Here is a 19022-nt window from a genome sequence, read left to right as displayed (position 1 = left end):
TTTTTAAGGTAAGAAAGGGGTGATGTATTATCATGTTGAAAAAATATTTTCAAGATTTGAAATTGGAGAATTTGGTAAAATGGTTACTATATATTCTGGCTACCGTAGCAGTAAGTTTCTATTTTACTAGTAATTATTTAATTGATAGTAGTTTGGTTGAATACCAGATTGTTCAATATAAACAAATTCTGCAAATAGGGGTGTTCTTATCTACAATTGTTATTTCGACATTGATACACTCCTACATAGATAAGAACTTTATACTAAAATTAGTTGTTTCTTATCTGCTTTATTTATGCGTGTCCTATAGTTTATTATCTACACAGAATATCAACAATGAAAATTTTTATATTTTCGCTTTTCAAGAAAATAGACTGATGGAATTATCCGGTTTAATATATGTTGTTGTTCTGATAATAGCTGCGGGTATTATTCGTATCATCTTCAAAAGACTAGCAATTAAAGAGAATATCAATTCATTGTTTCAATTAAAAGGAGAAACATCGCTGATACTGGCTCTTCTAGTTTCTTTAATTGTTATCCGAGATAGTAAACTTTTGGATAATTTAAAACAATTTTTATTTTTGACAGATATCGTAGATTTTCCAAATTTTCTCATCAATCTTTCTTATAAATTGCCACTGATTATCATTACAACATCTGTGTTAGTTTATACTTTTTGGAAGTCAGTTGAGGGGATTAGGGAGAATAATTCTACAGTTTCACTAGCAATTACTAGTAGTTTTGTATTTGCATTATTATTTAATTTCACGATACAATTTGGTATTCGCATTAAAGAGCCATTTTTGGGAAAATATATTTTCCCAGGAGCAACTTTGTTTCAAATCGTTTTACTGGCTCTGTTCTTTCTTGTACTTTATTTCATAACGAATCGATATTGGTTAGCGACCTCTTTCATCTTGTTTTCAGGAGTTGCTCTTTCAATTGCAAATAGTTTAAAATTTATTTCGAGAAGTGAGCCACTTCTTGTGACAGATTTTTCTATGCTTAGCCAGTTAGATTTAGTATTTAGTTTCTTGGATGTTAAAGTATTCATAGCAGCAATGGGACTTCTAATAGTCTCCGTAGCTGGTTACCTCTATTTACGAAAGAGATATTTAAAAGGAAAAATCTTTGACAATTTTTGGAAAAGACTGTTACTAACTGTATCAACGCTTGCTATGTTAGGAAGTATATTTACTTTTTTTTATCAGCGTGAACGAGGAGTCGTAATAAAAAATGTACCAGTTTTGACTCGACTCACTAGTGGAATGAACATAGCTTTTGAAGGCCATGCAAGAAATGCAAGATATAACTCGTTAATGTATGTTTGGATGAAACAAATAACAAAGCCAATTATATTGGAACCAGAAGGATATAGTCGCGAGACTATAGAGAAAATCGTTGAAAAGTATCAAAATCGCGCGTTAGAAATTAACAAAACACGAACTCAAGATATTTCAGATGAAACCCTTATATTCATTTTAAGCGAAAGTTTTGGAGATCCCTCGCGAATAGAAGAAGTGACTCTGTCGGAGAATGTTTTAAACAACATTAACAGTATATCGGAAAAAACAACTAGTGGATTGATGAAATCCAATAATTTTGGCGGTGGAACTGCAAATATGGAAAGTCAGGCCTTGACAGGTTTACCGATGTATAACTTATCGCCTTCTGTTTCTATATATAATGTTGAAGTAATACCAAATATGGCCATTGTTCCTTCTATAAGTGATTTATTTTCTGAACAAGATAGGATGATGATACATCTTGGAAATATAAAACTTTATTCTCGTGCAGCTGTATATAATAAAATGAATTTCACAGAAATGATAGCAGATGATGAGGATGCCACTGCTCCTACAAAAAATGAAAAATATGGTCAATTTCCGAGCGATGAATCCACTTATCAAAATGTTTTAGATAAGCTTGATGTCGATAAGAATCAGTTTTTCTCAGTTATTACATTTCAAAATCATATGCCTTGGGCAATGTCTGAACCCGCAAATATTACTGGAACAGGCGAAGGATTTACAGAAGGTGAAAATAATTCACTTTCAAATTTTGCAAGACTTCTTAAGAAAACTGATGAGGACACAGAGGAATTTCTGAAAAAATTATCAAGCTTGGACAAGAAGATAACAGTTGTATTTTACGGAGATCACCTTCCAAGCTTTTATCCCAAATCAATTTTTGCAGACAAGCCAGATAGTCAATATTTGACAGACTATTTTATTTGGTCGAATCATGGAAACAAGAAATTAAATTTACCTCTCATCAATTCGAGTGATTTTCCGGCGGCTGTGTTGGCACATACAAACTCGAAGGTTTCGCCTTATTATGCTTTGCTGACGGATGTTTTGGAACATGCTAGTGTAGATAAAAAAAACTTGACAGATGAGCAACAAATTATCGCGGATGATTTAAAAATGGTCGAATATGATTTAATTTCTGGAAAGTTTTATTTGGAAAAATATAAACAATTTTTTACGATTGAATAAGGATTGCTGAATTTTAAAATTAAGTTGGTAGAGAATTAGGGATATGACATTATTTAGGAGAATTAACTTATGGAATTAGTGAGAAATCACTTGGATAAAAAGCCTAGTCAATCTGAGCTGGCCAGGTGTGTTTCTATTAATAACGTCATCCGTTCTGTAACACAATCGCAATCTCTTTGTAATAATTTCACACAATTTAAGGATTTTCCATAGGAAAATCCTCATTTTTGTGCTAAAATAGAAAAAGGAGGTATAAAATGATCCGACTATTTGGAAAATTAAGATACCATTGGCAACCGGATTTTGCGACTTCGATGATCTATTGGTCCCTGTCCTTTGTTCCTCTCTTTCTAGGGCTATCCCTTATTTTGGAGAGAAGCCGCCAGGTATTTATCATTTTTCTCTTGCTGTTTGCGACGATTGTCTTAGCGATTCTAGGCAGTCATCGGTACTTTCTCATTGAAGATGAAAATCTATATATCGCATCAGCAAATCTATTTAAGAATAAAAAAATTGACATTGCTTCCATCAGCAAGGTCAAGGTCAATTATTTATCTATCAGTATCTGTAGGAGAGATGAAGCCGAGGAGCTAACATTCTGCATGAAGTACTGGAACAGCCCTTCGGTGAAACTGGACAGTACAAGAAACCGTTTGAAATGGTGATTATCGAGCTGAAAAAGTTCCGTGACAGCATGCTGGACGACAAACAACGACTCTGGCTGGAGTTTTTCTCCAACCGAGGCTTTAGCCAACGACCGACACCTATTATTGATAAGGCCGAGCAGTTGCTCGACAGAAATGCAATGACCAAGGAGGAAATAGACATGATAGACCAATGGAATCGCAATGCATCTAACCATTTTTGGGAAATTCATTCCGGTATTACCCGCCATGAAGAGGCTGTTCGTGAGAAAGCCTTGAAAGAGGGGATTGAACTTGGTATTGAGCAAGGAATTGAACAAGGAATTGAACAAGGAATCGAACAAGGGCAATTGAGTATGATCGGTCGTATGTTACAGCAAGGTCGTAGTCCTATGCAGATAGCTGACTTCGTTGGTTTGGACTTGAGTTTGGTTCAAAAACTTACTCAACAGCTGTCTTGAGATTACCATGACCAAGGAGGAAGTAGACATGATAGACCAGTGGAGCCGCAACGCATCCAACCATTTTTGGGAAATTCATTCAGGTATCACCCGCCATGAGGAGGCCGTGCGTGAAAAGGCTTTGCAGGAGGGGATTGAGCAAGGAATCGAACAGGGGGTTATCATCCGTAATATGGAGATTGAACAAAACCTTTTATCTATGGGAGTCCCAGTTGACCAGATGTCTCAAGGAACAGGTCTGTCCGTTGCCGATATTTTGAACTTGGCGACGAGTCACAGTTAATCTGAGCTGGCCAGGTGTGTTTCTCTAGACAACGTCATCCGTTCTGTAACACAATCGCAATCTCTTTGTAATAATTTCACACAATTTAAGGATTTTCCATAGGAAAATCCTATTTTTTGTGCTAAAATAGAAAAAGGAGGTATAAAATGATCCGACTATTTGGAAAATTAAGATACCATTGGCAACCGGATTTTGCGACCTCGATGATCTATTGGTCCCTGTCCTTGGTTCCTCTCTTTCTAGGGCTATCCCTCATTTTGGAGAGAAGTCGCCAGGTATTTATTATTTTTCTCTTGCTGTTTGCGACGATTGTCTTAGCGATTTTAGGCAGTCATCGGTACTTTCTCATTGAAGATGAAAATCTATATATCGCATCAGCAAATCTATTTAAGAATAAAAAAATTGACATTGCTTCCATCAGCAAGGTCAAGGTCAATTATTTATCTATCAGTATCTGTAGGAGAAATGAAGCCGAGGAGCTAACATTCTGCATGAGGAAGTGGCCTAAGAAATACTTCATCAATGCCTTAGCCCTTCATCCCAAATTTCAAGGCGAAATAGAGCTTGTCGACCATTTGGTCAAGCAGGATTATTTTGAAGTCTACTATTCAGATGAAGCGAAATCACTCCGCAAGAATAGCCTTGGTGGGGCATGATTTTGCAGCCAGGAGAGCCTGATTATCAGCTGGAATGCTTGTTTCTAAAGCCTCAGTATGGCTAAAAATAACGATACCGTCATCATCATAGTCAAACAAGGGCGAGTAGGTCTGACATAGACCACAGGCGATACATTTTTCAGGAATCAGTCTAATATTCATAGAATAATTGTAAACATAATAGGAAAAAAATACAAGGAGAAGCTATCAATGTCACAAGAACCATGGAATGATGAACTTTTTGAAGAAGAATTGGAAGAAGTTGAGGATGAGCAAGTGTCAGTAAGTCGTAGAAATCGAAAAGTAGGTATGATGGCGAGTAGTCGCTTGTTTACTATTTTAGCTTCAATCTTTGTTTTCTTCCTTTTGGCCATTATCATTTTGGCTATTTACCTGTCTACAGGTGGCAGTAATACTGACTCGACAGAAGGTTTTTATAATGCTGAAAATGCCCAGGTTGCAGCTTCGAGTTCATCTGAGCAAGATTCAAACGCAACTGAAACGACTGAGACTACAGAAGCAGCCACTGAGGAATCATCAACAGAGGCAAGCTCCGCAGCCGATTTGGTAGATCGTGGAGATGGTACAACCACAACTGTCCAACCTGGCGAAGGTCTTGCAAGTATTGCCAACCGAGCAGGGATTTCTATGGCTGAGTTGGAACGCTTGAATCCAGAAAAAATGGTGGGACCTGGTGGTACTTGGTGGGCCAACCCAGGAGATGTAGTACGTATTAGATAAGAGGATTTATGAATTCAATTCAAATCGCCATCGACGGACCTGCTTCGAGCGGAAAGTCGACTGTGGCAAAAATTATTGCGAAAAATTTTGGCTATACCTATTTGGACACTGGAGCTATGTATCGTGCTGTTACACTGTTAGCTCTGGAAAATAAACTGACAGCTGATATGGTTGACGATATTTTAGCTCTCTTGGCTCAGTATCCGATTTCATTCGGCCGTTCGGAAGATGGCCAGCAACTGGTGTTCCTCGGTCAACGGGATGTCAGTCTTGCCATTCGTGATAACGACGTGACCAACAATGTTTCTTGGGTGGCAGCATTGGCTCCTATTCGTGAAAGACTGGTCGAACTCCAGCAAGAAATTGCCCAGGCAGGTGGCATTGTCATGGATGGTCGTGATATTGGCACAGTTGTTTTGCCTCAGGCAGAGTTGAAAATTTTCCTGATTGCCTCTGTTGAAGAGCGGGCCCTTCGCCGTTTTAAGGAAAATAAGGCGCGTGGCATTGAGACGGATTTGGAAACCTTGAAAGAGGAGATTGCGGCCCGTGACTTGAAAGATAGTACACGAGCAGTTTCACCACTCAAAGCAGCAGAAGATGCCATTACCTTTGATACAACTGGTGTTTCTATTGAAGGTGTTGTGCAATTTATTTCAGAAAAAGCGAAAGAAATCCTTGACAAGTAGTGTAGGACATGATAGAATGGTCGTATTGAGAAAAGCAGAAGTGAGAGCTTCTCGCCTTGCGACTAACGTTGTCTGGCCCTACGGATTAAGATTTCTTCGGAAAGAATAATGGTGTAGTGCGGACTTGTGTAGCAAGTCCGTTTCGTTTTTCTCGAAAAAAATAAAATGAGGTGAAAAGCCATAGCAAAGCAAGATTTGTTCATCAATGATGAAATTCGAGTGCGTGAAGTTCGTCTTATCGGTCTTGAGGGTGAACAGTTGGGAATCAAACCGCTCAATGAGGCTCAGGCCATTGCTGATAGTGCAAACGTGGATTTAGTCTTGATTCAACCACAAGCAAAACCACCCGTTGCAAAAATTATGGACTACGGTAAGTTCAAATTTGAATATCAGAAAAAACAGAAAGAACAACGCAAGAAACAAAGTGTTGTCACTGTCAAAGAAGTGCGTCTAAGTCCAGTTATTGACAAAGGGGATTTCGAGACGAAACTTCGTAATGCCCGTAAATTCCTTGAAAAAGGAAATAAGGTCAAGGTTTCGATCCGTTTCAAGGGTCGTATGATTACCCACAAAGAAGTTGGCGCGAAAGTATTAGCTGAGTTCGCCGAAGCAACCCAAGATATTGCCATTATCGAACAACGCGCTAAGATGGACGGTCGTCAAATGTTTATGCAGTTGGCCCCAGCTTCAGATAAAAAATAAGCTTTTTACGCTAAAAGGAGAATTAAAATGCCAAAACAAAAAACTCACCGCGCATCAGCTAAACGTTTTAAACGTACAGGTTCTGGTGGATTGAAACGCTTCCGCGCTTATACTTCACACCGTTTCCACGGTAAAACTAAAAAACAACGTCGTCACCTTCGTAAAGCAGGTATGGTACATGCTGGTGACTTTAAGCGTATCAAGTCAATGCTTACACAAATGCGCTAATCTCGCATCAGTATTGCACAATTACTATTTGAATTATTTGGAGGAAAATTAAATGGCACGTGTTAAAGGTGGCGTTGTTTCTCGTAAACGCCGTAAACGTATTTTAAAATTAGCTAAAGGTTACTACGGTGCTAAGCACCTCTTGTTCCGCACTGCGAAAGAACAAGTAATGAACTCTTACTACTATGCATACCGTGACCGCCGTCAGAAAAAACGTGATTTCCGTAAATTGTGGATCACTCGTATCAACGCGGCAGCTCGTATGAACGGTTTATCATACTCACAATTGATGCACGGTTTGAAATTGGCTGAAATCGAAGTGAACCGTAAAATGCTTGCAGATATCGCAGTAAACGATGCAGCAGGTTTCACAGCTCTTGCAGACGCTGCAAAAGCAAAACTTGGTAAGTAATTATCAGGAGGCTTCCTTTTGGAAGTCTTTTTGTGTTTTAGTTTCTTTTAAGTTATATCGCTTATACTAGAGAGGTCAAGCTAGGAGTATAAGAACCTGCCTTCACAGCTCAGAACCTGAGCTAAGGAATTTTTCTGCCACTCATTGGTAGAACCTACAGTCACAGGTTAAATTCTCATCTTTGCGACTATAGGTTCTAGTTTTTCTCGAAATACAGTCAGTATTCCATCTCAAGCGGCCTTGATTAGCAAGAAACTATTCCTTATCGAAATGTATCGCACTTGTGACTACAGGTTCTAACATCTATTCGTGCACCTGCTGCATTTAATAGTAGGAATTGCTGCTAGTTTGGCTTTTTCTAAATAGAAATATGAATGTGAAGATGTTATAATGAGTAAAAAAGGAGACAGATATGATTAAAATATTGCTTGTTGAAGACGATGTAAGCCTATCTAATTCGGTGTTCGACTTTCTAGATGATTTTGCTGATGTTATGCAGGTTTTTGATGGCGATGAGGGCCTCTATGAGGCGGAATCAGGTGTCTATGATCTGATTCTCTTGGATCTGATGTTGCCAGAGAAGGATGGATTTCAGGTCTTAAAAGAAATCCGCGAAAAAGGAATTTCTACTCCGGTCCTGATTACGACGGCTAAAGAAAGCTTGGATGATAAGGGCCACGGTTTTGAATTGGGGGCGGATGATTACCTGACCAAGCCATTTTATCTAGAGGAGTTGAAGATGCGTATTCAGGCGCTTTTGAAGCGAGCTGGTAAATTCAATGATAATCAGCTAGAATTTGGCAATGTGACTGTTGATTTGTCTACCAATATGACCTATGTGGACGGCAGTGAAATTGAGTTACTAGGAAAAGAATTTGATTTACTGGTTTATTTCTTGCAAAACCAGAACGTTATTCTTCCTAAAACTCAAATTTTTGACCGTATTTGGGGCTTTGACAGCGATACGACCATCTCAGTAGTAGAGGTCTATGTTTCAAAAGTCCGAAAGAAATTAAAGGGAACGGTTTTCGCAGACCGCTTACAGACCTTGAGAAGTGTAGGGTATATTTTGAAAAATGATCAATAAGATGAGCAAGCTCACCAAGTCGGACAATTTTTCCTACTTTATCCGCTATTTTGCCGTATTTACGCTGATTTTCATATCCATGACGGCCATTATTTTTCAACTGATGCGGTCTACCATGTATCGTAGTACAGATATCCAGTTTGACAAAATCAAGCAACATCCTGACTTGGTTTTGAATTTTGCGGCAGCTAGGATGCTGAATCCAGATTCGGAAATTATTCTTCAGCACGAGAGCAATCAAGGTAATGCGAGTGCAAATACTCTCCCAGATGATACTGATGGTGGTCCCGGTGAGCCCATTCGTTTGGGAACCAATTTCCACGTACTCTTGTATAATTCTGCGGGTGAGCTAGTCAATTCTGATGTCTTCAGTGGTTTGTCTGAATTGGCTTTTGATAAGGAAAGTTTGAAAAATGTAAAGGAAGTCAGCGTCGAAGGGCCATTTGGTGACGATGATTTCCGTTATACCACCCTGGAGTTGCCGAGTGAGGTAACGGAAAAATATTCGACGCTAGACTTGAAATACGCGACTATCTGTGTCAATGTCAGTCAGATTAAAATGTCTATTCAGACCTATGAGCGAACAGTGGCGATTGTCATGGTCTCCTTCTGGTTTATTTCGCTGTTTGCCAGTCTTTATTTAGCTCAACTCAGTATGCGGCCAATTTTGCTGAGCTATCAAAAGCAGAAGGATTTTGTGGAGAATGCTAGTCATGAGCTCAGGACACCATTGACTGTCCTACAGAATCGCCTAGAGGGGCTCTTCCGTCATCCCAATGCGACCATCATTGAATCCAGTGAAAGCATTGCCTCCAGTCTTGATGAAGTGCGGAACATGCGGATTTTAACCAGTAATTTGCTGAGTCTGGCTCGGCGAGATGATGGTTTCCAGATTGTGATGGATGATTTGGATCCACAATATCTCGAGGAAATCTTTGACAATTTTAACATTATCGCTGAAGAGAGTGGCAAGGATTTACTTGTTACGAATCATATTAAGCAGCCTATTCGGACAGATAAGGCCCTGCTAAAACAACTCCTGACTATTATTTTTGATAATGCCTTGAAATATACAGGAGACAATGGACAAATTAGCATTCAGGCAAGAGTAAAGGATAAATTTGCGTACTTTACAGTTGCGGACAATGGAATAGGAATTAGTCAGGATGATAAGACCAAGGTCTTCGATCGTTTTTATCGGGTAGATAAGGCTAGAACGCGACAAAAAGGTGGTTTTGGACTCGGCTTGTCCTTGGCTAAACAGATTAGTGATTCCTTGAAGGGGGAAATTTCAATTCGTGATAACCAGCCAACAGGAACTATTTTTGAAATCAAGATACCGAGATAGGATTGGCAGCGCCAGTCCTATTTTTAAAATAAAAAAAGAAGTCTTGACGACTTCGATTTTATTACGCAAGTTTTGCTGCAAGACGTGCTTTGTCGCGGCTTGCTTTGTTTTTGTGAATCAAACCTTTAGTTTCTGCCTTATCGATTGCTGAGCTAGCAGCGCGGTAAAGCTCTTCAGATGGGTTAGCTTCAAATGCTTTGATTGCAGTACGCATAGCTGATTTTTGTGCTGAGTTTTTAGCGTTTTGTTTAACGTTCAATTCAGCGCGTTTGATAGCTGACTTAATGTTTGCCAATGGTTTCACCTCCACCCTTTCTTGTACTAACCATACCATTATATCTGAAAAGACTGGTTTTGACAAGTGTTATTTATTTTTTTAGATAAATTTTATCAATTTCATGGTTTTCAGCCTTGTGCAAGATAATATCCGCCCGATTGCGCGTCGGCTCGATGTATTTTTCGAGGTTGGCAAGGTTGATATTTTTCCAAGTATTTTGAGCGACTGCGATGATTTCTGGATAGGATAGCCGGGTGTAGCGATGGTAGTAGTTGCTAGAGTCATTTTTTGCAAGTTTCAGCAATTTTTGGAAGCGTTCTAAGTACCAGGTTTCGATATTCTCCACCTCGGCATCCACATAGATAGACACATCAAAATAATCGCTGACATAGAGTCGCTGGTTTTGAGGGTTCTGGAAGACATTGATTCCCTCGACAATTAGAAAATCAGGGACCTGAATTTTTTGACTTTTATCAGGGACAATATCGTAGGTTTCGTGAGAATAGACAGGAATTTCACAATTGATGCCATTTTTGATATTGTCTAAGAATCCAATCAGTTTTTCCATATCATAAGACTCAGGAAAGCCTTTTTTGTCCAATAGATTCATTTCCTCTAGGGTAGCATTGGGGTAAAGAAAACCGTCGGTGGTAACCAGTTCTACAGTTGAATGCTTGAAAGTGCGGGCAATCAAAATCTGGAGCAAGCGACTGGTAGTGGATTTACCAACAGCAACACTTCCGGAAATACCGATGATAAATGGTTGAGACTTGATGGATTTCTGGAGGAAGAGACTCTTTGTAAAGGTTAAATCTTTTCTGGCCTTGCGATAGATGTGAATGAGGTTGACCAAGGGGAGGTAGACGTCTGATACCTCATGAAGTTGGATCTTATCATTGAAACTTTTGATGGAATTGAGTTCACTTTGAGTCAAGGGGATGATGGTTTTACGGTGAAGTTGCTGCCAGGTGGCTCGATCGATTTCTTCAAAATTTAAAAATTCATGTTTCATTTTGTTATCCTTGTTGTTGTGAGATGGTAAGAGTTAGAAAAACTCAATTGATTCAGATCAGTATACCTCTATCATTTTACCATTCATTCTAACATAGAATGTAAATTAAGTAAAACAAATTGAAAACGTTTTAATACTATGGTATAATGTAAGTATGTCTACAATGTATTTCGAAAATAATCCAGATTTAGCACATGATATTCATGAACTCCGTGTCCGTTTATTAGATACCTACATGACATTCTTGACAGATGCAGGTGTATTTAGTAAGAAAATGGTTGATTATGGAAGTCAGGTGCTTTTACAATCCCTGGAATTAGAAACTGGGAAGACCCTCTTGGATGTTGGCTGTGGCTATGGTCCACTTGGATTAACCTTGGCAAAGGTCTTTAATGTTGATGTGACCTTGATTGATATCAATAGCAGAGCGCTTGAGTTGGCTGAAAAAAATGCTGAGAAAAACGGTGTTCCAGCAACTATCTTCCAGTCCAATATCTATGAAAATGTCAGCGGAAATTTTGATTATATTATCTCCAACCCACCTATCCGTGCTGGCAAGGAGGTGGTGCACGAAGTCATTTCAGGTGCCCATGCATACTTAGTGGACGGTGGAACCTTGACCATTGTGATTCAAAAGAAACAGGGCGCACCAAGTGCCAAGACCAAGATGGAAGAAGTGTTTGGCAATTGTCAAATAAAGAAAAAGGATAAGGGATACTATATTTTAGAAAGTGTGAAAGAATGAGAGCAGTTGATTTAATTCAGAAAAAACGAGATGGTTTGGAATTGTCTTCTGAGGAAATTAAATGGTTGATTGAGGGCTACGTGGCTGGAACAGTGCCTGACTACCAAATGTCAGCCCTGGCGATGGCCATTTACTTTAAAGGTATGTCAACGCGAGAGATTTCTGATTTAACTATGAATATGGTGGCATCAGGTGACCAGATTGACTTATCTGCTATTCCTGGTATCAAGGTAGACAAGCACTCGACTGGTGGTGTGGGTGACAAGGTAACCTTGATTTTAGCTCCTTTGGTAGCTAGTTTTGAAGTGCCAGTTGCCAAGATGAGCGGACGCGGTTTGGGTCACACAGGTGGCACTCTGGACAAATTGGAGTCCATTAAAGGGTATCAGATTGAGGTGACTCAGGAAGACTTTATCAAGCAGGTTCAGGAGACGGGAGTTGCGGTTATTGGCCAATCAGATAATTTGGTCAAGGCTGATAAGTTGCTCTATGCTCTGCGCGATGTGACAGCGACGGTGGACATTATTCCCCTGATTGCAAGCTCGGTTATGTCTAAGAAGATTGCGGCTGGTGCAGATGCCATTCTCCTTGATGTCACGGTGGGCGAAGGTGCTTTCATGAAGACAGTAGAAGAGGCGCGTGTGCTGGCTCAGACCATGGTGGACCTTGGTAAGGCTGTCGGACGTAAGACTATTGCAGTTTTGACAAATATGTCTCAGCCGGTGGGAACCAGCATTGGTAATCGCCTGGAAATCCTTGAGGCCTTGGAAATTTTACAAGGCAAGGGTAGGGAAGACGTGACAGAGTTTATCTGTGAATTGGCTCAAATCATGTTGGGACTTGCTGATGTTGAAAAGACGGTTGCGGAAGTTCGTCAGCATATTGAAAATGGAGCTGCCCTTAAGAAATTTGAGGAAATGGTTCAGGCTCAAGGAGGCGATTTAGAAGACCTCTACCGTCCGGCAAATGTTTCCCACAAGGTGGACGTATTGGCAGAGCGAGATGGCTATATTGTTGGTTTGCCAGCTCTAGAATTTGGTCTATTTGCCATGAAACTAGGAGCAGGTCGAGCGGTAAAAACAGATGAACTGGACTATGAGACTGGTATTGTTTTCCACAAAAAAGTGGGGGATGCAGTCGAAAAAGATCAGCCGATTGCAACCATCTATGCAAATGAAAATATTTCGGAAAATATGCTTACAAATTTCCAAAAAAATGTTAAAATAGATGATGTAAGTGTAAATACGAAGGAAATCATTGAAATCATTTCTTAATGTACGGAGAAAACTTATGAAATTAAATAAATATATCGACCATACCATTTTGAAACCTGAATCAACTGAGCAACAGGTTGCAAAGATTATCGAAGAGGCAAAAGAATACGACTTTGCTAGCGTCTGTGTTAATCCAACTTGGGTTGCCTACGCTGCAAAGAGGTTAGCTGGAACAGAGGTCAAGGTTTGTACAGTGATTGGTTTTCCTTTGGGAGCTAACACGCCAGCTGTCAAGGCTTTTGAGACCAAGGATGCGATTGCAAATGGTGCAGACGAGATTGATATGGTCATCAATATTGGTGCCCTCAAATCTCAGAACTATGACCTAGTATTGGAAGATATACAGGCGGTTGTGGAAGCCAGTGGCGATAAATTGGTTAAAGTCATCATCGAAACCTGTCTTTTGACCGATGAGGAAAAGGTGAAGGCTTGTCAATTGTCTCAAGAGGCCGGTGCTGATTTTGTTAAGACTTCTACTGGATTTTCTACAGGTGGTGCGACAGTGGTTGATGTTGCCTTGATGCGCCAAACAGTAGGACCAGATATGGGTGTCAAAGCATCTGGTGGTGCGCGTACCTATGAGGATGCCCTTGCCTTTATCGAAGCTGGTGCAACCCGTATTGGTGCATCTTCAGGTGTAGCGATTATGAACGGAGCTGTAGCAGATGGCGACTACTGAGTTGATAAAATTATCTGAGGAAGTGAGTAAGAAAGCCTACGTTCCCTATTCTCATTTTCCAATTGGAGCTGTCTTGGTTGCCAAGGATGGGCAAGTCTTTACAGGTGTTAACATTGAAAACGCCAGCTTTGGCTTGACCAACTGTGGCGAACGAACAGCTATTTTCAAAGCTGTTTCAGAGGGCGTCTTGGATTTTTCTGAGCTGATTGTTTATGGTCAGACAGAGAAACCAGTTTCACCATGTGGTGCTTGTCGCCAGGTCATGGCTGAATTTTTTGATAAGGATTTAAAGGTAACACTTGTTGCCAAAGATCTATCGACAGTCGAGATGACAGTCGGGGAATTACTTCCATATTCTTTTACAGACCTGAACTAGTCTGTAAGACAGTCGTTAGACTGTAGTATCATCACCGCAACGAAAGTTGCAAAAAGAATTTTTTAGGAGGGTTCAGAAATGAACAAGAAACTTGTCGGATTTGGTCTAGCTACTGTTGCAGCTCTTACATTGGCTGCCTGTGGAAGCCGTACTGCAAACAAAGAAGCAGCCTCAACAGACTCATCAGAAATATCAGTTAAGCCAATGATCGTAACAGACATCGGTGGTGTTGATGACCGTTCATTTAACCAGTCAGCTTGGGAAGGTTTGACTGCTTGGGGTGACGAAAATGGTTTGTCAAAAGGTAGCGGCTATGACTACATTCAATCACAAAGTGAATCAGACTACGTAACAAACCTTGACTCAGCTGTTGCTGGTGGTTACAACCTTGTATTCGGTATTGGTTTCGCCTTGGAAACTGCGATTGCTGAAGCAGCTCCAAATAACCCAGAAACTCACTTTGTAATCGTTGACTCAGTTGTTCCAGATCAAGAGAACGTAGTCAGCGTTGGATTTGCAGACCACCAAGCTTCTTACTTGGCAGGTGTTGCAGCTGCTAAATCTACTAAAACAAACCACGTTGGTTTCATCGGTGGTATGGAAGGTGTCGTTATCGACCGCTTTGAAGCTGGTTTCGTAGCTGGTGCTAAGTCTGTAAACCCAGACATCAAAATCACAATCGATTATGCAGGTTCATTCGGTGATGCTGCAAAAGGTCAAACAATCGCTGCTGCTCAATACGCTGCAGGTGCAGACATTATCTTCCACGCATCTGGTGGTACTGGTAATGGTGTATTTGCTGCTGCTAAAGCTGAAAACGAAACTCGTGATGAAGCAGATAAAGTTTGGGTAATCGGTGTTGACCGTGACCAATCTGCTGAAGGTGTTTACACTTCTAAAGACGGTAAAGAATCTAACTTCGTATTGGCATCAACCATCAAAGAAGTTGGTACTTCAGTTAAAGACATCACTGAAAAAGCAGTTAAAGGTGAATTCCCTGGTGGTACAGTTGTTCAATTCTCACTTGCTGACAAAGGTGTAGAATTGGCTGAAACAAACCTTTCTGAAGATGCTTCTAAAGCTGTCGCAGACGCTAAACAAGCAATCTTGGATGGTAAAGTTGAAGTTCCAGAAACACCAGAAAAATAAGCTGAATAACATTAGTTTTCCGAAGTGGCGGCCTATCGGTCGCCCTTTTCGGAGCTGAGATTTTTCTCAGTAAAGCCTATCAAATGGTGGTAGGTTTTACTGACAAAAATGGTACAATAGTTATGTGAAAACGATTTTTCGTTTAGCGATTGTAGTCAGAAAGGAAATAGATTATGACTAAGGATTATGTCATTGAGATGCGCGAAATCACCAAAATTTTTGGTGAGTTTGTTGCGAATGACCACATCAATTTGAATGTCAGACGTGGTGAAATCCATGCCCTGCTCGGTGAGAATGGTGCCGGTAAATCAACATTGATGAACATGCTGGCTGGTCTCTTGGAACCGACTAGCGGTGAAATTGTTATCAATGGTCAACCAGTTAACATTGATTCACCTTCTAGGGCAGCCCACTTGGGTATCGGGATGGTTCACCAGCACTTTATGTTGGTGGATGCCTTTACAGTTGCGGAAAATATTATCCTCGGTAGTGAGACAACCAAGGGCGGTGTGATTGACCTCAAGAAGGCTATTGTTGAGATTAAAGAGCTTTCCCAGAAATATGGTTTGGAAGTTGACCCAACTGCCAAGGTTGCGGATATTTCGGTCGGTGCTCAACAGCGTGTTGAAATCTTGAAAACTCTCTATCGCGGAGCTGACTTGCTCATTTTCGACGAACCTACGGCTGTTTTGACTCCCGCGGAAATTGCAGAGCTCTTGAAGATTATGAAGACCCTGGTTTCTGAAGGCAAATCCATCATCTTGATTACCCATAAGCTGGATGAGATTCGTGCGGTTGCTGATACGGTAACGGTTATCCGTCGTGGTAAATCAATCGAGACAGTTCCTGTCGGGGATGCAACCAACCAAGACTTGGCTGAGTGGATGGTAGGCCGTTCTGTTTCCTTTAAAACAGAGAAAATTCCTGCCAATCCAAAAGAAGTCATTTTGTCTATTAAGGATCTGGTTGTTAATGAGAACCGTGGAATTCCAGCTGTTAAGGGCTTGAATTTGGAAGTCCGTGCTGGCGAAGTCGTCGGTATCGCAGGTATCGATGGAAATGGTCAGAGTGAGCTCATTCAGGCCATTACAGGTCTCCGTAAGGTCAAATCTGGTTCTATCAAGATTAAGGGTGAAGAAGTGGTTGGTAAGACCCCTCGTAAGATTACAGAGATGCAGGTCAGCCACGTACCAGAAGACCGTCACCGCGATGGTTTGGTCCTTCCAATGACGGTAGCCGAAAATATTTCTCTACAGACCTACTACAAAGAACCCGTTTCTAAGAATGGTATTTTGAACTACAACGTTATCAATGAAAAAGCCCGTCAATTGATGCAAGAATTCGATGTTCGCGGTGCCAGTGAATTGGTTCCTGCCAAGGCACTTTCTGGTGGTAACCAGCAGAAAGCTATTATCGCTCGTGAAGTGGACCGTAATCCCGATCTCTTGATTGTTAGCCAACCGACCCGTGGTTTGGACGTTGGTGCCATTGAATACATCCGTAAGCGTCTCATTGCCGAGCGTGATAAAGGGAAAGCTGTTTTGGTTGTCAGCTTTGAATTGGATGAAATCTTGGATGTTTCAGACCGTATTGCAGTTATCCATGATGGTGTCATCCACGGTATCGTTGACCCTGCTAAGACCAACAAGCAAGAGCTCGGTGTGTTGATGGCAGGTGGTCACATTGAGAAAGGAGAAGAACATGCTTAAGAAATATCAAAATCTGATCCTTCCTTTACTTGCTGTTGTGAGCGGTCTTGTATTGGGATCAATTGTCATGTTGATTTTTGGCTATGACCCAATCTGGGGCTATGAGGAATTGTTCTACTCAGCCTTCGGTACTATCAAGTCTGTCGGTGAAATTTTCCGCGCTATGGCACCGCTGATTTTCACTGCCCTTGGTTTTGCGGTGGCGAGTCGTGCTGGTTTCTTCAACGTCGGTTTGTCAGGTCAAGCTTATGTAGGCTGGATTTTTGCAGGGTGGTTTGCCTTGGCTAATCCAGATTTACCTCGTCCAGTCTTGATTTTGGCAACGGTAATCATTGCTATGTTAGCTGGTGGTATTGCTGGAGCCATTCCTGGTGTTCTCCGTGCCTATCTGGGAACCAGTGAGGTCATCGTGACCATCATGATGAACTACATCTTACTCTATTCTGGGAACTACATTATCCGTGATATTTTCTCAGATGATTTGATGAAAAATACGGACTCGTCTATCAACGTTTCGGCCAATGCTTCCTATCAAACAGAATGGTTGCGGGCTTTGACAGACAATTCGCGTATGAATATCGGTATCTTCTTTGCCATTATCGCTGTTATTGTTATCTGGTTCCTCTTGACCAAGACGACACTTGGTTTTGAAATCCGTTCGGTTGGTATCAACCCGACAGCGTCTGATTATGCAGGTATGTCGGCAAAACGGACTATCATCTTGTCTATGATTATTTCAGGTGCACTTGCTGGCCTGGGTGGAGCTATCCAAGGTTTGGGTACCTTCCAAAATGTCTATATTCAAAGTGGTAACCTGGATATTGGTTTCAACGGTATGTCTGTTGCTCTTCTAGCAACTAACTCACCGCTTGGTATTCCATTTGCGGCCTTCCTCTTCGGTGCCCTATCTGTAGGTGCTCCAGGTATGGTTCGTGCTCAGATTCCACCAGAATTGATCAACGTTGTAACAGCGTCTATCATCTTCTTCATCGGTGTGAAATTTATCTTTGAGCAGTTACTCAACTCAAAAAAGAAAGCGAAAGGGGTAAAATAAGATGAACTTGACTATTTTAACGCTACTCATTTCGCAAATGCTGATTTATTCAGCGCCATTGATTTTCACCAGTCTAGGTGGTGTGTTCTCTGAGCGTGGTGGTATTGTCAACGTCGGTCTGGAAGGGATCATGGTTATTGGTGCCTTTGCTGGAGTTGTCTTCAATATTGAATTTGCTGAGACCTTTGGTAAAGCTACCCCACTATTAGCAGTGATTGTTGGTGGTTTGGCTGGAGTTATCTTTGCAGCAATCCATGCCATGGCGACCATTAACTTCCGCGCGGACCACGTCGTGTCAGGTACGGTACTCAACCTCTTAGCACCAGCTCTCGGTGTCTTCCTGGTTAAGGTTATTTACAATAAAGGTCAGACAGATAGTATTCGTCAATCATTTGGTAAATTTTCCTTCCCAGTGTTGGCAGATATTCCGGTCTTGGGGGACCTCTTCTTCAAGAACACCAGTTTGATGGGCTATGTCGCGATTGCAACAGCCTTCCTATCTTGGTTTATCCTGTATAAAACGAAATTCGGTTTGCGTCTCCGTTCAGTTGGTGAGCACCCACAAGCGGCTGATACACTGGGTATTAACGTTTATGTTATGCGTTACGCGGGTGTATTGATTGCCGGTTTCCTTGGCGGTGTTGGAGGAGCAGTAAGTGCTCAATCGGTAAACATCAACTTTTCAGCGACAACCATCGTTGGTTCAGGTTTCATTGCCCTGGCCGCTGTTATCTTTGGTAAATGGAATCCGCTTGGTGCTATGTTAGCCAGTCTCTTCTTTGGTTTGTCACAAAGTTTGGCGGTTATCGGTAGCCAGTTGCCAGGCTTGAAAGATATTCCGACCGTTTACCTACAAATTGCACCTTACTTGATTACCGTTATTGCCCTATCTGCCTTCTTTGGTAAAGCTGTGGCACCAAAAGCCGATGGTATCAACTATATCAAATCAAAATAGCTATACAAAGAACCCTCAGTATTTGTTGAGGGTTCTGCCTTTT

General features: G+C 41.0%; 23 protein-coding genes and 1 other annotated feature. Of the genes, 20 read left to right on the top strand and 3 right to left on the bottom strand.

What is annotated here, in order from left to right:
- Positions 1–32: 32 nt before the first annotated feature.
- The 5 genes from ACHBIF_RS01160 to ACHBIF_RS01140 all read left to right on the top strand — a co-directional run bounded on the left by ACHBIF_RS01160 (position 33) and on the right by ACHBIF_RS01140 (position 4545).
- Positions 33–2501, top strand: a complete 2469-nt coding sequence (locus ACHBIF_RS01160; protein WP_394718077.1) for an LTA synthase family protein — start codon at positions 33–35, stop codon at positions 2499–2501.
- A gap of 257 nt (positions 2502–2758) precedes the next feature.
- Positions 2759–3166, top strand: coding sequence for an EbsA family protein (locus tag ACHBIF_RS01155; RefSeq protein WP_394718076.1), 408 nt, complete (start codon positions 2759–2761; stop codon positions 3164–3166).
- Complete coding sequence (locus ACHBIF_RS01150) at positions 3160–3606, top strand: hypothetical protein (RefSeq protein WP_394718074.1); 447 nt, start codon at positions 3160–3162, stop codon at positions 3604–3606. Before ACHBIF_RS01155 ends, ACHBIF_RS01150 begins: the two co-directional genes overlap by 7 nt.
- Positions 3607–3634: 28 nt before the next feature.
- Positions 3635–3889 carry a hypothetical protein gene (locus ACHBIF_RS01145; protein WP_170239173.1) on the top strand — a complete coding sequence of 85 codons (255 nt, stop codon included), beginning with the start codon at positions 3635–3637 and terminating at the stop codon, positions 3887–3889.
- Between the two features lie 146 nt (positions 3890–4035).
- Positions 4036–4545 (top strand): EbsA family protein, encoded by a 510-nt coding sequence (locus ACHBIF_RS01140; protein WP_125265819.1) that lies wholly within the window; start codon positions 4036–4038, stop codon positions 4543–4545.
- On the opposite strand, the gene ACHBIF_RS01135 is transcribed toward ACHBIF_RS01140, so the two are convergent.
- The gene (locus tag ACHBIF_RS01135; RefSeq protein ID WP_105110914.1) at positions 4513–4707 is read right to left on the bottom strand and encodes a ferredoxin; all 195 of its coding nucleotides are present in this window, start codon (positions 4705–4707) and stop codon (positions 4513–4515) included. The two genes, ACHBIF_RS01140 and ACHBIF_RS01135, sit on opposite strands and share 33 nt — an antisense overlap.
- Before the next feature lie 48 nt (positions 4708–4755).
- On the opposite strand from ACHBIF_RS01135, the gene ACHBIF_RS01130 reads away from it, so the two are divergent.
- From ACHBIF_RS01130 to ACHBIF_RS01100, 7 genes are all read left to right on the top strand, one after another.
- Positions 4756–5286: an SAG1386/EF1546 family surface-associated protein gene (locus tag ACHBIF_RS01130; RefSeq protein WP_172021670.1), complete on the top strand. Its 531-nt coding sequence runs from the start codon at positions 4756–4758 to the stop codon at positions 5284–5286.
- Between the two features lie 8 nt (positions 5287–5294).
- Complete coding sequence (gene cmk, locus ACHBIF_RS01125) at positions 5295–5972, top strand: (d)CMP kinase (RefSeq protein ID WP_172010007.1); 678 nt, start codon at positions 5295–5297, stop codon at positions 5970–5972.
- Positions 5973–5998: 26 nt separating this feature from the next.
- Positions 5999–6127 (top strand) — a sequence feature (ribosomal protein L20 leader region).
- Positions 6128–6167: 40 nt separating this feature from the next.
- Positions 6168–6674, top strand: coding sequence for a translation initiation factor IF-3 (infC, locus tag ACHBIF_RS01120; RefSeq protein ID WP_394718070.1), 507 nt, complete (start codon positions 6168–6170; stop codon positions 6672–6674).
- 27 nt (positions 6675–6701) lie between these two features.
- On the top strand, positions 6702–6902 hold the full coding sequence (gene rpmI / locus ACHBIF_RS01115; RefSeq protein WP_024375714.1) for a 50S ribosomal protein L35: 201 nt from the start codon (positions 6702–6704) through the stop codon (positions 6900–6902).
- 52 nt (positions 6903–6954) lie between these two features.
- Positions 6955–7314, top strand: coding sequence for a 50S ribosomal protein L20 (gene rplT, locus ACHBIF_RS01110; RefSeq protein ID WP_105110910.1), 360 nt, complete (start codon positions 6955–6957; stop codon positions 7312–7314).
- 412 nt (positions 7315–7726) lie between these two features.
- Positions 7727–8401 carry a response regulator transcription factor gene (locus ACHBIF_RS01105; RefSeq protein WP_105110909.1) on the top strand — a complete coding sequence of 225 codons (675 nt, stop codon included), beginning with the start codon at positions 7727–7729 and terminating at the stop codon, positions 8399–8401.
- Positions 8391–9749, top strand: coding sequence for a cell wall metabolism sensor histidine kinase WalK (locus tag ACHBIF_RS01100; protein ID WP_105122581.1), 1359 nt, complete (start codon positions 8391–8393; stop codon positions 9747–9749). The genes ACHBIF_RS01105 and ACHBIF_RS01100 overlap by 11 nt, the downstream gene beginning before the upstream one ends.
- 61 nt (positions 9750–9810) lie before the next feature.
- Here ACHBIF_RS01100 and rpsT read toward each other — a convergent pair whose 3' ends face one another.
- Both rpsT and coaA read right to left on the bottom strand, forming a co-directional pair.
- Entirely contained in the window at positions 9811–10059 is a 249-nt protein-coding gene (gene rpsT / locus ACHBIF_RS01095) for a 30S ribosomal protein S20 (protein WP_170239180.1), read from the bottom strand.
- Between the two features lie 58 nt (positions 10060–10117).
- On the bottom strand, positions 10118–11038 hold the full coding sequence (gene coaA / locus ACHBIF_RS01090; protein ID WP_394718066.1) for a type I pantothenate kinase: 921 nt from the start codon (positions 11036–11038) through the stop codon (positions 10118–10120).
- Between the two features lie 154 nt (positions 11039–11192).
- Between coaA and ACHBIF_RS01085 the strand changes: the two genes are divergently transcribed.
- The 8 genes from ACHBIF_RS01085 (at position 11193) to ACHBIF_RS01050 (ending at position 18979) form a co-directional block, all read left to right on the top strand.
- Entirely contained in the window at positions 11193–11783 is a 591-nt protein-coding gene (locus ACHBIF_RS01085) for a class I SAM-dependent methyltransferase (protein ID WP_394718064.1), read from the top strand.
- On the top strand, positions 11780–13057 hold the full coding sequence (locus tag ACHBIF_RS01080) for a pyrimidine-nucleoside phosphorylase (protein WP_105161132.1): 1278 nt from the start codon (positions 11780–11782) through the stop codon (positions 13055–13057). The genes ACHBIF_RS01085 and ACHBIF_RS01080 overlap by 4 nt, the downstream gene beginning before the upstream one ends.
- A gap of 16 nt (positions 13058–13073) precedes the next feature.
- Positions 13074–13736, top strand: coding sequence for a deoxyribose-phosphate aldolase (deoC, locus tag ACHBIF_RS01075; protein WP_394718062.1), 663 nt, complete (start codon positions 13074–13076; stop codon positions 13734–13736).
- Entirely contained in the window at positions 13723–14112 is a 390-nt protein-coding gene (locus ACHBIF_RS01070; RefSeq protein ID WP_105122586.1) for a cytidine deaminase, read from the top strand. Before deoC ends, ACHBIF_RS01070 begins: the two co-directional genes overlap by 14 nt.
- Before the next feature lie 78 nt (positions 14113–14190).
- Positions 14191–15261 carry a BMP family protein gene (locus ACHBIF_RS01065; RefSeq protein ID WP_105161133.1) on the top strand — a complete coding sequence of 357 codons (1071 nt, stop codon included), beginning with the start codon at positions 14191–14193 and terminating at the stop codon, positions 15259–15261.
- 173 nt (positions 15262–15434) lie between these two features.
- A complete protein-coding gene (locus ACHBIF_RS01060; protein ID WP_105110901.1) occupies positions 15435–16970 on the top strand; it encodes an ABC transporter ATP-binding protein in 1536 nt (511 codons plus the stop codon).
- On the top strand, positions 16963–18024 hold the full coding sequence (locus ACHBIF_RS01055) for an ABC transporter permease (RefSeq protein ID WP_105110900.1): 1062 nt from the start codon (positions 16963–16965) through the stop codon (positions 18022–18024). The genes ACHBIF_RS01060 and ACHBIF_RS01055 overlap by 8 nt, the downstream gene beginning before the upstream one ends.
- Before the next feature lies 1 nt (position 18025).
- The gene (locus ACHBIF_RS01050; protein WP_394718058.1) at positions 18026–18979 is read left to right on the top strand and encodes an ABC transporter permease; all 954 of its coding nucleotides are present in this window, start codon (positions 18026–18028) and stop codon (positions 18977–18979) included.
- Positions 18980–19022: the final 43 nt, after the last annotated feature.

The sequence above is a fragment of the Streptococcus sp. A11 genome (assembly GCF_043674225.1).
Taxonomy (GTDB): domain Bacteria; phylum Bacillota; class Bacilli; order Lactobacillales; family Streptococcaceae; genus Streptococcus; species Streptococcus suis_V.
This window is presented reverse-complemented; position numbering and strand designations above follow the sequence as displayed.